At 64.5% G+C, this 12,696-nt stretch carries 12 protein-coding genes; 7 read left to right on the top strand and 5 right to left on the bottom strand.

From position 1 onward, the window contains the following. Nucleotides 1–2 precede the first annotated feature (2 nt). The 3 genes from HUI96_RS15715 (at nucleotide 3) to HUI96_RS15705 (ending at nucleotide 2,395) form a co-directional block, all read left to right on the top strand. Entirely contained in the window at nucleotides 3–878 is an 876-nt protein-coding gene (locus tag HUI96_RS15715; RefSeq protein ID WP_188255622.1) for an ABC transporter ATP-binding protein, read from the top strand. Then, a complete protein-coding gene (locus HUI96_RS15710; RefSeq protein ID WP_188255621.1) occupies nucleotides 875–1,705 on the top strand; it encodes a dipeptide ABC transporter ATP-binding protein in 831 nt (276 codons plus the stop codon). Before HUI96_RS15715 ends, HUI96_RS15710 begins: the two co-directional genes overlap by 4 nt. A 114-nt stretch (nucleotides 1,706–1,819) precedes the next feature. Continuing rightward, complete coding sequence (locus HUI96_RS15705) at nucleotides 1,820–2,395, top strand: alpha-ketoglutarate-dependent dioxygenase AlkB (protein WP_188255620.1); 576 nt, start codon at nucleotides 1,820–1,822, stop codon at nucleotides 2,393–2,395. Here HUI96_RS15705 and HUI96_RS15700 read toward each other — a convergent pair. Next, the gene (locus tag HUI96_RS15700) at nucleotides 2,367–4,934 is read right to left on the bottom strand and encodes a heavy metal translocating P-type ATPase (protein ID WP_188255619.1); all 2,568 of its coding nucleotides are present in this window, start codon (nucleotides 4,932–4,934) and stop codon (nucleotides 2,367–2,369) included. The genes HUI96_RS15705 and HUI96_RS15700 overlap by 29 nt on opposite strands. 182 nt (nucleotides 4,935–5,116) lie before the next feature. Here HUI96_RS15700 and HUI96_RS15695 point away from each other — a divergent pair, with 182 nt between their 5' ends. Then, nucleotides 5,117–5,314, top strand: a complete 198-nt coding sequence (locus HUI96_RS15695) for a cation transporter (protein ID WP_188255618.1) — start codon at nucleotides 5,117–5,119, stop codon at nucleotides 5,312–5,314. A gap of 25 nt (nucleotides 5,315–5,339) precedes the next feature. On the opposite strand, the gene eno is transcribed toward HUI96_RS15695, so the two are convergent. The 4 genes from eno to HUI96_RS15675 all read right to left on the bottom strand — a co-directional run bounded on the left by eno (nucleotide 5,340) and on the right by HUI96_RS15675 (nucleotide 9,299). After that, nucleotides 5,340–6,623 carry a phosphopyruvate hydratase gene (gene eno, locus HUI96_RS15690; RefSeq protein WP_188255617.1) on the bottom strand — a complete coding sequence of 428 codons (1,284 nt, stop codon included), beginning with the start codon at nucleotides 6,621–6,623 and terminating at the stop codon, nucleotides 5,340–5,342. Beyond that, entirely contained in the window at nucleotides 6,620–7,621 is a 1,002-nt protein-coding gene (locus HUI96_RS15685; RefSeq protein WP_188255616.1) for a phosphotransferase family protein, read from the bottom strand. The genes eno and HUI96_RS15685 overlap by 4 nt, the downstream gene beginning before the upstream one ends. A gap of 21 nt (nucleotides 7,622–7,642) precedes the next feature. Next, on the bottom strand, nucleotides 7,643–8,380 hold the full coding sequence (locus tag HUI96_RS15680) for a FadR/GntR family transcriptional regulator (protein ID WP_188255615.1): 738 nt from the start codon (nucleotides 8,378–8,380) through the stop codon (nucleotides 7,643–7,645). Nucleotides 8,381–8,504: 124 nt separating this feature from the next. Then, on the bottom strand, nucleotides 8,505–9,299 hold the full coding sequence (locus HUI96_RS15675) for a creatininase family protein (protein ID WP_188255614.1): 795 nt from the start codon (nucleotides 9,297–9,299) through the stop codon (nucleotides 8,505–8,507). A 281-nt stretch (nucleotides 9,300–9,580) separates the two neighbouring features. Here HUI96_RS15675 and HUI96_RS15670 point away from each other — a divergent pair, with 281 nt between their 5' ends. The 3 genes from HUI96_RS15670 to HUI96_RS15660 all read left to right on the top strand — a co-directional run bounded on the left by HUI96_RS15670 (nucleotide 9,581) and on the right by HUI96_RS15660 (nucleotide 12,695). Next, a complete protein-coding gene (locus tag HUI96_RS15670) occupies nucleotides 9,581–10,861 on the top strand; it encodes an ABC transporter substrate-binding protein (protein ID WP_188255613.1) in 1,281 nt (426 codons plus the stop codon). 66 nt (nucleotides 10,862–10,927) lie between these two features. Then, nucleotides 10,928–11,806 (top strand): carbohydrate ABC transporter permease, encoded by an 879-nt coding sequence (locus tag HUI96_RS15665; protein ID WP_188255612.1) that lies wholly within the window; start codon nucleotides 10,928–10,930, stop codon nucleotides 11,804–11,806. A gap of 22 nt (nucleotides 11,807–11,828) precedes the next feature. After that, nucleotides 11,829–12,695 (top strand): carbohydrate ABC transporter permease, encoded by an 867-nt coding sequence (locus HUI96_RS15660; protein WP_188255611.1) that lies wholly within the window; start codon nucleotides 11,829–11,831, stop codon nucleotides 12,693–12,695. Nucleotide 12,696 lies beyond the last annotated feature (1 nt).

Raw genomic sequence — 12,696 nt, 5'->3', positions numbered from 1 at the left:
CAATGCCCCTTCTCGAAATCGAAAACCTGGTTGTGGAATTCCAGACGGCCTCCGGCCCGTTCCGCGCCGTGGACGGCGTCTCGCTTGCCGTCAGCGAGCGGGAAGTGCTGGCCATCGTCGGCGAGTCCGGCTCGGGCAAGTCAGTGTCGATGCTCGCGGTGATGGGGCTCTTGCCCTGGACCGCGAAGGTGAGCGCCGACAAAATGACCTTCCAGGGCCGCGATCTGCTCGCGCTTTCTCCGGCCCAGCGCCGCGAGATCATCGGCAAGGACATGGCGATGATCTTCCAGGAGCCGATGGCGAGCCTCAATCCCTGCTTCACGGTCGGCTTCCAGATCGAGGAGGTCTTGAAGGAGCATCTCGGACTGGACCGCAAGGCGCGCCGTGCCCGCGCCAACGAGCTCTTGAGGTTGGTCGGCATCCCCGACCCGGAACAGAGGCTCTCTTCCTATCCGCACCAGATGTCCGGCGGCCAGTGCCAGCGCGTGATGATCGCGGTTGCGCTCGCCTGCAACCCGAAGCTGCTGATCGCCGACGAGCCCACCACGGCGCTCGACGTTACCATCCAGAAGCAGATCCTCGACCTGCTCATGCGGCTCCAGGCGGAGCACGGCATGGCGCTGATCATGATCACCCACAATATGGGCGTGGTCGCCGAGACCGCCGACCGGGTGATCGTCCAGTACAAAGGACGCAAGATGGAGGAGGCGGACGTACTGTCGCTCTTCGAGAATCCGAAGAGCAATTACACGAGGGCGCTGCTTTCGGCGCTGCCGGAGAACGCCACCGGCGATCGGCTGCCCACCATCGGCGACTTCATGATCGAAGCCGAGGCCGCGACCGCCGTAAAGACCCCGATCATGGAGCCGCCCGTATGAGCGAGATCATTGTCGAGGGAAGGAATATCGTCCGCGACTATCACGTCCGTGGTGGCGTGTTCGGCAAGGCCCGCACCATCCACGCTGTGAAGGGCGTGAGCTTCAAGGTGGAGAAGGGCAAGACGCTGGCGATCGTCGGCGAGAGCGGCTGCGGAAAATCCACGCTGGCCCGCATCATCACGCTGATCGACGAGGCGACGGCCGGCGAGCTTCTCATTGAGGGCCAGAAAGTGGACATCGCCCGCCAGCGGCTGACGCCCGAACTGAGGCGCAAGGTGCAGATCGTATTCCAGAACCCCTACGGTTCGCTCAATCCGCGCCAGAAGATCGGCGACGTCCTGCAGGAGCCGCTGATCATCAATACCGACAAGGGCGCGGAGGAACGGCGCGAGCTTGCCATGCGCATGCTCAAGAAAGTCGGGCTCGGTCACGAGCACTTCAACCGCTATCCGCACATGTTCTCGGGCGGCCAGCGTCAGCGCATCGCGATCGCTCGCGCGCTGATGCTCAACCCGAGCCTTCTGGTGCTCGACGAGCCGGTGTCGGCCCTCGACCTCTCGGTGCAGGCGCAGGTGCTCAATCTGCTGGCCGACCTGCAGGAGGAGTTCGGGCTGACCTACGTGTTCATCAGCCACGACCTGTCGGTGGTCCGCTACATCGCCGACGAGGTGATGGTGATGTATTTCGGCGAGGCGGTGGAATATGGCAGCCGCGACGAGGTCTTCTCCAATCCGCAGCACAGCTACACCAAGACCCTGTTCGCAGCGACGCCCCGGGCCGACGTGGAGAGCATCCGGGCGAGGCTCGCGCGCCGCCGGGCTGCATGAGGGGCCGTCCTGCGCATAAATGAGAGGTCATGCAGACGGCGCGGTACTTGCAGGAACCGCGCCGCAGTCAGACAGTTCAGGTGTGAGCGAAGATAGCCATCTCAACCTGTCACGATGAGCGCGCAACTCGATTTCTTCGAACGTCCTTCTCCTCCTATACCTGCAGGGCTGAAGTATCAGCCTGACCTGCTTTCCCCTGCAGAGCAGTCCGGTCTGATCGACAGGATCCAGGACCTTCCGTTCAAGAACTTCGAGTTCAAGGGCTTTTTGGGCAAGCGGCGGACGATCTCCTTCGGCTGGCGCTACGATTTTTCCAGGGAGGCGCTGCAGCGCGGCGAGCCGATGCCGGATTTCCTCGATCCGCTTCGCCGGCGCGCTGCCGATTTCGCCGGGATAGACGAGGCGCTGGTCCAGCATGTGCTCGTGACCGAATACGAGCCGGGCGCCGGCATCGGCTGGCACAAGGACAAGGCCGTGTTCGACGACGTGATCGGCATATCGCTGGGCTCGCCCTGCAATTTTCGCTTCCGCCGCCGCAAGGGGGCAGGCTGGGAGCGCGCCTCGATGACGGTCGATCCCGGCTCCGCCTACCTTCTGCGCGGGCCGTCCCGCACCGAATGGCAGCACAGCATCCCGCCGGTGGAGACGCTGCGCTACTCCATCACCTTCCGCTCGATGCGGCCGGGCTGACGCCTTTAGTTCCCAAGCTACGGGCCGTCGCCGAGGCCTCTCCCGATCCGGCATCCGGCGACTGGAGCGGCGCCTTGTAGCGCTTCAGCCGCATCGCGTTGCCGACCACGAAGACGCTGGACAGCGCCATGGCGCCGGCCGCCAGTTGCGGCGAGAGCAGGATCCCCCACAACGGATAGAGCGCGCCGGCCGCGACCGGGATGAGCACTGTGTTGTAGGCGAAGGCCCAGAACAGGTTCTGCCGGATGTTCTCGATCGTCGCCTTGGATAGCCCGATCGCATTGGCCACCCCGTTGAGGTCGCCCGACATCAGCACGACGTCGGCGCTCTCGATGGCGATGTCCGTTCCCGTTCCGATGGCGATGCCGACATCGGCCTCGGCGAGCGCCGGCGCGTCATTGATGCCGTCACCGACGAAGGTAACTACGCGGTTTCCGGCGCGCAGCCGCCGTATGGCCTCGACCTTGCCGTCTGGGAGCACCTCCGCGACGACCTCGTCGATCCCCAACTCGGCGGCGATCGCCTCAGCGGTGCGCCGATTGTCGCCGGTGATCATCGCCACCTTGAGGCCGAGTTCGTGCAGCGCCCGGATCGCCTGAGGCGTCGTCGGTTTCATCGGATCGGCCACGGCGAGCACCGCTGCAAGTTGCCCGTTGATCGCTGCATAGAGCGGCGTTTTCGCCTTGCGGCCGAACTCGCTGGCTTGGTCGCGGAACGCGCCGACATCCACGCCTAGCCTCTCCATGTAGCGGTCCGCCCCCACCGCGACCTGCCGGCCCGCGACGATCGCCGTAGCTCCGAAACCGGGCACCGCTTCAAAATCCTGCGCCTCCTCAAGCTGAAGCTCGCGGTTCTTCGCCCCATTCGTGATTGCCGCGGCGATCGGGTGTTCCGACTGCGCTTCCACGGATGCGATCAGCGACAGCGCCTCGTCCGGGTGAAAACCTTCCGCGACGATGAAATCCGTCAGTTCGGGTCGGCCGAGCGTCAGCGTCCCTGTCTTGTCCACCGCGACAACCTGGGAGCTGCGCAGCGTTTGCAGCGCCTCGCCGTTGCGGAACAGGATGCCGAGCTCCGCGGCTCGCCCGGTGCCGACCATGATCGAGGTCGGGGTGGCCAGGCCCATTGCGCAAGGGCAGGCGATGATAAGGACGGCGACGGCGTTGGCGAGGCCGAAGGTGAGCGCCGGCTCGGGCCCGAACACCAGCCAGACCACGAAGGTGAGGGCGGCCGCCACCATGACCGCCGGCACGAACCACGCGGTGACCCGGTCCACCATCGCCTGGATGGGTAGCTTGGAGCCCTGCGCCGCTTCCACCATGCGGATGATCTGCGCCAGCAGAGTGTCGGCCCCGACCTTGGCGGCGCGGAAGACGAAGCTCCCCGTCTTGTTGATGGTGCCGCCGATCACCTCCGCGCCTTCGCCCTTGGAGACCGGCACGGGCTCGCCGGAGATCATGGCTTCGTCGACGAAGGAAGCGCCCCGCAGCACGATGCCGTCGACCGGCACCTTGTCGCCCGGGCGCACCTGGACGACGTCGCCCACCCGAACGTCTTCGAGCGGCACGTCGACAAATGCACCGTCACGCTCCACGCGCGCCGACTTCGCCTGCAGGCCCATGAGGCGCTTGATGGCCTCGCTGGTGCGCCCCTTCGCCTTCGCCTCCAGATACCGGCCGAGCAGTATGAGGGTGACGATAACGGCGGATGCCTCGAAATAGACGTTCACCGTTCCCGCAGGCAGTATGGACGGCAGGAAGGTCGCCACCACGGAGTAGGTCCACGCGGCGCTGGTGCCGATTACGACCAGCGAGTTCATGTCGGGGGCAAGTCGCAGCAGCGCCGGAACACCCTTGCGATAGAAGCGCAGGCCGGGACCGAACTGGACGATGGTCGCAAGTACGAAGAAGAGCACATAGACGGCCCTGTCGCCCACGGTCATGCCCAGCCAGTGATGAAAACCGGGGAAGAGGTGTATCCCCATGTCGATCAGGAAGATCGGCAGCGTCAGGACCGCGGCGATCGACAGGTCGCGCCGGAGCTGTCCGAGCTCTGCCTCCTTCGCTTCCTCGCGCCGCTGGGCTGCATCGGAGGCGGCGCTTGCGAGCCTTGCTTCGTAGCCGGCGTTCCGCACGGCAGCTTCCACCGCAGTGACAGGGATGGCGCCGGCGACAGTTACGGTGGCGCGTTCCGTCGCGAGATTCACCGATGCGTCGAGCACGCCCGGCACCGCCCTGATGGCCTGCTCCACTCGTCGCACACAGGAGGCGCAGGTCATCCCTTCGATCTCGAATTCGGATGCTTCGGCCGGCACTTCGTAGCCCGCCGCCTGGATCGCCTTGACCACGGCGTTGGTCTGCGGGCTGCCCTCATAGGTGACGTCGGCGCGTTCGGTCGCGAGATTGACCGATGCGGAGGCCACGCCGGGAACCTTGCCGATGGCTTGCTCAACCCGCCGCACGCAGGAGGCGCAGGTCATTCCCTCGATGGGAAAACTCTGGCTCAAGCCTCCACTCTCTAACTTTACCGGAGCGTTCATGGCGCTCACTCCTTTTTCCGAAACGACCAGTGCCTTCGAGGTAGGGTTTCCAGTCGCTGGAAGGTCAATGCCTCAATTGAGAAGTTTCAGCGTCTTTTCCAGACTCGTCGAAAAGGCCTTGACCTTCCAGCAGGGGGAAACCCCATGTGAGTGCAAGCCAAACCAACTCAGGAGAACCAAGAGTGCTGAAGCTGAAAGTACCGGATATGAGCTGCGGCCATTGCGTGGCGTCGGTGACCAAGGCCGTCCAGAGCATCGACGCTGCGGCCTCGGTGAATGTCGATGTCTCTTCCCGCACGGTGGAGGTCGAAACCACTGCGGAACTTGCGAGGGTGAGCCAGGCTCTTGAAGCCGCGGGCTATCCCGCCAGCGCGGCGTAACGGGGCCTGCCGGCCAAGTTAACAGTCATCCCCACGGCAGCGATGCCCGCGGCGGCAAGGCGCCGCCGGTGGGGAGCGACTCGGAAATGCGTAGGCCCTCGTTCCACTTCGCCATCCGCTCGGAGCGGGTGAAGGAGCCGACCTTGAGCTGCGGGACACCCCAGCCGACCGCGAGGTGGACGATGGTGACGTCCTCGGTCTCGCCTGACCGCGCCGACACGACCGCGGAATAGCCGCTGTCGCGCGCCGCATCCAATGCGGCCCGCGTCTCCGTGAGCGTGCCTGCCTGGTTCGGCTTGATCAGCACGGAATTGCACGCTCCCACTGCGGCCGCGCGACGAACCCGTTGCGCATTCGTGACCAGAAAGTCGTCGCCGATCACCTGCAACCGGTCGCCCACCGCGCGGGTAAAGGCGACCAGCCCCGCCTCGTCGTCCTCGGCCAGCGGATCCTCGATGGAGACGATCGGATACTTGTTTATCCAGTCGATCAGCATCTCGATCATCTCGTCTCGCGAGAAGATCCGGCCTTCCCGATCCAGCCGATATAGGCCCTCCCGGCCGAATTCGCTCGCCGCGATGTCGAGCGAGATGGCTACATCCTCGCCCGGCCGGAAGCCCGCAACCTCGATTGCGTGCAGCAGTAGCGAAAGCGCTTCCTCGTTGGAGTCCAACATCGGCCAGTAGCCGCCCTCGTCGGCAACCCCGGCGAGTCGGCCCTTGTTCGCAAGCAGTCTTCCGGCGCACCGGTACACCTCCGCCGTCCAGTCGAGCGCGGTGGCGAAGTCCTGCGCCCCGACGGCGACCACCATCAGGTCCTGTATGTCGATCCGCCGCCCGGCATGGGCGCCGCCGCCGAAGATCTGGATCTCGGGAAGTGGAATCCACCCTGGCTCGGCGCCGCCACTGAGATACTTCCAGAGCGGCAGGCCTAGTCCGGCCGCTGCGGCATGCGCAGCCGCCATCGAGGTGGCGATCAATGCGTTCCCGCCAAGTCTAGCCTTGTTCGGCGTGCCGTCGAGCGCGATCAGCCGCAGGTCTATGCCACCTTGATCAATGGCATCCATGCCGACCAGCGCAGGCGCGATCTCGCGATCTATCCCGGCAAGCGCACGTTTGACGTCCATGCCGCCAAAGCTCGGCCCGCCGTCACGCAGGTCGATCGCCTCGCCTGTGCCGGTGGAAGCACCCGCCGGGGCAATGGCCCGGCCACAGGCACCGCCTGTGAGCCCGATCTCGACCTCGATGGTGGGACGGCCTCGCGAATCCCAGACGCGCCGGGCCGATACGCGTGCGATCCTGGTCTTCATGCTAGTTCCTCTCGCCAGCGCTCCGCGATCTCGATCGGGCGACCAACCGGTTCCCTCAGGAGCGGAATGGTGAAGCCGCGCACCTTGTCCTTCTGCGCGCTCGCCGTGATGTATTCGACCGGCGACTTGCCGTCGATCCGCGCCAGCATCAGGCCGGGGAGCAGGGCCGCCACCCGCGCGTCGATCGACGCGGGCGGCTCCCATGTCACCCCCGCCGCATAGGCTTGCCACAGCGCCTCGAAGCAGGCCAGGAAGCCGGCGCTGGCGGACGGTGTCCACAGACATTTCAGCAGCAGGTGATTGAGTACGAAGGCGAGGTCGAAGGCCGGTTCGCCGAACCAGGCGCATTCCGCGTCGAGAATGACAGGCCCGTGCGGCCCGACCAGCATGTTCTTCGGGCTGACGTCGCCGTGGACGAGGCAGCGGCGCGTCGCCGCCGTTGCGGCGGAAAGCTGCATCAGGCGCGGCGCGGCTTCCGCATGGACGCGCGCCGTCGCCTCCAGATAGGGCTCCAGCCGGATTGCATGGAACGCAGCGTCGGTGGGGAAGCGCCTGGCGATCGCCGGATCGTCGGCGGTCGCCGCATGGATCGCGGCCAGCACCCGACCGACTTCGACGGCGCAGGCGACGTCCGCTTCGCCGTCGCGCAGCATCGATTTCCACAAGCGATACTGCTTGGGCGGCAGGTAGCGCATCACGACGAGGTGACGCTTCACGTCCTCGGCGATCAGTTCGGGAACATTGTCCGGCCGGATCTCCCCCGCAACCCGCATCCACTCGGCTTCGAAATGGCTTCGCTCCAGCGGCGCCTCCCAGACGGCGGCGACCTTCAGGCGCGCGAGCGCGCGCTTCACGCAAAGATCGCCCGCGGCGGTCGAAACCTTCCAGATCTCGGACGACACGCCGCCGCCGAGCGGCTCGAGCACGGGTCGCTCCCCAAGCTGCAGCAGTCCGAGGGCGGACAGGCCAGCCAGGACCTCATCTTCCGCTGCCTGCATGTCCGACAGACACCCCTACCGTCACTGCCAGATATTGATCGTCGCCAGTGTACGCATGAGGTGGTCAGAGACCAGTTCTTCCGCCTGCCTTGCGTTGCCCACCGCGATGGCGTCGACAATGGCCTTCAGGTCCTTGTGCGTCTGCTGCCGCACGGGTTCCGGCGCCGGCTTGTCCGTGTCGCGGCCGTCGAACATCACCGCGCGGCGGTCGTCGAGGATGCTCGCCATGATCTGCACCAGGAACTTGTTCTTAGTAGCCGCAAAGATCTGGCGGTGCAGCGCGTAGATCTGCTCCTTGAAGTCCTCCCAGTTGGGTGACTCGAGAATCAGCTCCAGGATACGCCGCATCTCCAGGATGTCTTCCTCCTGCACGCGGCCGACCACGAGGTGCATCATTGCCGGCTCGAATAGCAGCCTACCCTCGACGATCTCGGCGAAGGAGGGTACCGCCTCATGATTACCGATGCTGGTCTGGTCCATCCGATCGAAGACGAGGTCGGCGTCCTCGGTGAGATAGGTCCCGCTACCCACGCGCCTCAAGACGAGGCCCTGACGCTCCATCATGGCCAGCGCGCTGCGGACGGCGGTGCGGCTGGTGTTCATCTGCTGCGCGAGATCGCGCTCGTTGGGCAGCTTGGCTCCCGGAACCAGGAGCCTTTCGCGGATGCTGCGCAGCAGAGCACGATAGACCAGCGAGGGCGTAGCCCGCTCGTTGGTGGCGATGGCGGCCAACTGCGGCGGAGCTGTATCGGAGGGCATTTACGGTCTCCCCGGCGAGAGACCATCTATCAGCAGAGTTGTGCTTCTATTGTCAACCATTGCGGAGCAATGCGGATCGCCAGCCGCCCGGCGCTAAACTAGCCGAGACAGATGACGCCAATCGTTAGCCTTGGCTTGGCTGGGCGTCCTTCGCAATCGCCCATCTGCGAAAATCATCGATGAAGGCGGCCAGGGCGCCGGCCGCAGTGTCGAAGAATTTCGCGCCCATTTCCGGGGTTGCGAGCGACGGGTCGCCCAGCGTGCCGCTGGGCGAAAGATCGGCGAAGTCGAGGTAGGTCCGTACCGCCGATCCGCCGAGCAGGTCCGTCGTCAGGTACCGCGAGCCGGGGTCCGGATAGGTCGTTTCGGCAAGCTCCATCTTTACCAGATCGGGCCGGATATGCTGCACCATGGCCGTCTCGAACTCGCAGGCATGGCCCATTCCGCCCGCCGCCGAGCGGCGCAGCGCGGCGATTTGCTCGCGTGCCAACTGGAAATAGGTGAGGGCGGCGATCCGCGCTTGGCCGTAATGCTTGTGGCCGAGCGTGGAGGCCAGCACGTCGATCACGCCGCCGTTTCCGCCATGCCCGTTGACGATCAGGATGCGGCGGAAGCCGTGGCCGACCAGTGAGCCGACGATGTCCTCGGTGAGCGCCATCAGGGTCTGCGCCTTCAGCGTAATGCTGCCTGCAAAGCGCAGGTGATGGGCGGAGAAGCCGTACCAGGGCGGCGGGAGCACGGCGACTTTGTCGGCGGATCGTTCGGCTGCCGCGAGGGCCACGGCATGAGCCAGCAGCGTGTCAGTGCCGATCGGCATATGGTTGCCATGCTGCTCCACGGAGCCGAGCGGCAGGACGAGCACCGTCTTGTCGCGGTCGAGTCTTGCCACTTCCGGTGACGTGAGTTCTTCGAAGCGCATCGTTTTGCTCTGGAATATTGCCGCTTTCTGATTGCCGTGATGATCAGGCTTACGCAAGGGCACGCTTGGGACTATTGTCGCTGCGGCCGACTGAAAGGAATGGTCCTGCATCCACCCGGCAGATCGGGCGACCGCAAGAAAGGCCGAGTTGCGGGAAATAGTTGCTATTGATCTGAATTGGTCTCTATAGTCCGACCCTGACGCCCAATGTCAACGATCAAATGGGGAACCGCAGGCCAAGGAAGCGACTGGCGTCGGCCGCGAATGGAGAGGAGGAGCACTTGAAGATAACGGCATTGCTTGCCGCGGGCGCGCTGACTTCAGCCGTTCTGACGGCTCATCCAGCGTGGGCGGAGGACGTCACGCTCGACTTCGTCGTGTGGAACTATTCCCTGGAGACGATCCAGGACAATGTGAAGAAATTCGAGGAAGCGAACCCCGGGATCAAGGTCAAGGTCACCGACTACACCTGGCCGGACTACCAGGACAGCATCGTGCTGCGCTTCCGCGGCGACACCAAGACCGATGTGATCTATGGCGGTCAGGATTGGTTGCCGGCATGGGCCGCTGCCGGTTTCATTGCGCCGCTGGATTCGGTGGCGCCTGCCGGCGCAGTGGAAGGGCTGACGAAGGACATTGCCGGCTTTGCCCTGACCGACGTGACCTACAAGGACAAGGTCTATGGCCTGCCCTATTACTCGGACACGATCTCCTTCATCTACAACAAGAAGATCCTGGCCGACGCCGGCATCCCCGTTCCGGCGACCTGGGAAGAGGTGACTGCAGCCGCGGAGAAGCTCAAGGCCGGCGGCATGGAGCACCCGATCGTCTACGAGTACAATCAGGAACTCCCCAACTTCTACGATGCCTTCGTCGCGCAGGCCTATGGGCGCGGGGCCGAACTGTTCGACAAGGATCTCGACCCTCTGTTCGCCGACCCGAACAACGAAGCCTACAAGCAGTTGCAGTGGATCGCCGACGCCTACGCCAAGGGCCTCGTTCAGTCGGAGACGCACGAGTCCAAGATCATCCCGGCGATGAACACGGGCAAGCACGCTTTCACCATCGTCTTCACCTATGTGCTGGCCGCCCTGAACAACGCCGCCGACCAGCCGCGCGCCGGCGAATTCGCACTCGCTCCGATGCCGGGGGCGACGCATTCGACGCTCGGCTTCGCTAAATCCTACGTAGTGACCGCGCAGGCAGCCGGCGATCCGGCACGGGCCGAAGCGGCCTGGAAGTTCGTGAACTTCATGGCCGGCAAGCCATACACGGTGGCGAAGCGCTGGGCAGTCGAGAAGGGATTGGGCTTCGGTCAGTTGCCGCTCTTCGAGGACAAGGACGTGATCGACGCCTGGGGCAAATGGACGGACGTGAAGGCCCTGGGCGCGCAGGCGGCCATCGCCAAGGCTGGCACCTACACCGAATACAGTTCCGTCTGGTCGGCTTATTTCCGGCCGTTGCTCGCAAAGGCCATGGTCGGCGAAGCCAGCGTCGAGCAGACCACGAAGGATGGCGCCGAGCGCTGGAGCCAGCTCAAGGAGCAGTTCGCAAACCGGTAGGCAGAGTCGGCGGGCGGCGCTCCGGCGCCGTCCTTCCTCCTTCATGAAAGCGCGGCCGACTTTCCGATGTGGTCCCTGAAACGCTTCCCGGCGCCCTGGCTGCTTCCGGCACTCCTACCGGTCGCGGTCATGACGATCTATCCGGTCGCCCATGCCCTGTGGACGAGCCTCCATTCGGTGACGCTCCTCTTCCCGGGGGAGCCCTTCGTCGGCCTCGACAACTACCAGCGTGTTGTCACCAGCAACTACTTCTGGGACGCCATTCGCAATTCCCTCGTCTTCACGTTGCTGGCCGCGCCCTCTGTGGTCGTCATTGGCACGCTGGTCGCTCTCTTCCTGCAGCGCCGCTTCTTCGGTTCCCAACTTGTGCGCTCGGTCGTGCTTCTGCCCTGGGTATTACCCGGGGCGATCAGCGCGGTCCTATGGATCTGGGTCTTCCACCCGAGCTTTGGCGTGCTCAACGGCATCCTCCGGGAGCTCAACCTGATCGACGGTTCGATCCCTTGGCTGACCTCGCCGCGGCTCGCCCTTGTGGCGGTCGTCGTGGCCCATGTCTGGACCCAGGTTCCATTCGCCGTCGTGCTGATCATGGCGGCACTGGCGGCCATCAATCCTGAAACGCTGGAGGCGGCCGCGATCGACTGCCGCAGCCGCTTCAAGCGTTTCCGCCACATCGTCTTTCCCGAGATCAAAGCGATGATCGTGGTGCTTACCGTCTACAACGCGCTCACCGCCTTCACGAGCTACGACCTCGTCTACGCCATGACCGGCGGCGGGCCAGGCACTGCGACCACGCTGCTGTCCTTCCAGATCTGGCGGGAGAGCTTTTCCATGTACGACTTCGGCGCAGGCTCCGCGGTCGCTTTCATCGTCGTTTCCATCTCGGCCGTCCTGATCGTTGCGATCACGCGGGCGCTGCCTTCCGATCTTTTCGAGAGGGAATGAGATGCCAGGGCGCCCCAGCCGCTTGCTGACCTTTTTCTTCGCCGCCCTGATCCTGCTGTTCACGGGCGGTCCGGTCATCTTGTCGTTGATCGGCAGCATGGTTCCCGACCGCGTCCTCTTCGACGACGGCAAGGGCCTCTTCTCGGAAGGGCTGAACTTCGAGACCTACCGCTACATCTTCACCGGTCAGCTTCCGGATTCCTATAGCGCCGAGAACGCCAATCCAGCGATGATCTCGGACGCCGCGCGGCAGGTTCCCCGCAGCCTGCTCAACAGCAGCATCGTCGCCCTGTCGTCGATGGCCCTGAACATCCTGTTTGGGGCCCCGGCCGCCTTCGCCTTCGCCCGCTATTTCTTTCCAGGCAAGGGACTGACCTTCATGTTCCTGATCCTGTCCCCGCTGGTGCCGTCCGTGGCGCTCGTCACGCCCGTCTACATCATGCTCCAGTCGCTGGGCCTGACAGGAACGCAGGCCGGCATCATTCTCGTCCACACGGCCAAGGCGCTGCCTTTTACGATCCTGATCCTCTCCGTCTTCTTCCGAAAGATGCCGAACGAGTTGTTCGAAGCGGCGGTGCTCGACCATTGCAGCCGATTCCAGACCTTCTTCCGCATTGCCCTGCCGCTGTCGCTGCCGTCGATCGGCGCCACCGGCCTGTTCGCGTTCATGCTCTCCTATTCGGAGTACATGTTCTCGATGGTGCTTTCCGGCGACGCCGCTACCCGGCCGGTCTCCGTCGTGATGGCGGCGCTGGCCCGCAACACCGACGTTTCTTGGAGTCTACTCAATACCGCGATCTTCATTGCGATCGTTCCGACGCTCGTGCTGGTCGTCCTCGTCTGGCGCTTTGTCGTCGAGGGCCTGCTGAGCGGCGCAGTTAAAGGATAAG

This window comes from Pseudaminobacter soli (ex Zhang et al. 2022) (assembly GCF_014595955.1).
Taxonomy (GTDB): Bacteria; Pseudomonadota; Alphaproteobacteria; order Rhizobiales; family Rhizobiaceae; genus Kumtagia; species Kumtagia pseudosoli.
This window is presented reverse-complemented; position numbering and strand designations above follow the sequence as displayed.

Coding starts and splice junctions, on each gene's coding strand:
- HUI96_RS15715 (WP_188255622.1), top strand. CDS start 3: ATGCCCCTTCTCGAAATCGAAAACCTGGTTGTGGAATTCCAGACGGCC.
- HUI96_RS15710 (WP_188255621.1), top strand. CDS start 875: ATGAGCGAGATCATTGTCGAGGGAAGGAATATCGTCCGCGACTATCAC.
- HUI96_RS15705 (WP_188255620.1), top strand. CDS start 1,820: ATGAGCGCGCAACTCGATTTCTTCGAACGTCCTTCTCCTCCTATACCT.
- HUI96_RS15700 (WP_188255619.1), bottom strand. CDS start 4,934: ATGAACGCTCCGGTAAAGTTAGAGAGTGGAGGCTTGAGCCAGAGTTTT.
- eno (WP_188255617.1), bottom strand. CDS start 6,623: ATGAAGACCAGGATCGCACGCGTATCGGCCCGGCGCGTCTGGGATTCG.
- HUI96_RS15685 (WP_188255616.1), bottom strand. CDS start 7,621: ATGCAGGCAGCGGAAGATGAGGTCCTGGCTGGCCTGTCCGCCCTCGGA.
- HUI96_RS15680 (WP_188255615.1), bottom strand. CDS start 8,380: ATGCCCTCCGATACAGCTCCGCCGCAGTTGGCCGCCATCGCCACCAAC.
- HUI96_RS15675 (WP_188255614.1), bottom strand. CDS start 9,299: ATGCGCTTCGAAGAACTCACGTCACCGGAAGTGGCAAGACTCGACCGC.
- HUI96_RS15665 (WP_188255612.1), top strand. CDS start 10,928: ATGTGGTCCCTGAAACGCTTCCCGGCGCCCTGGCTGCTTCCGGCACTC.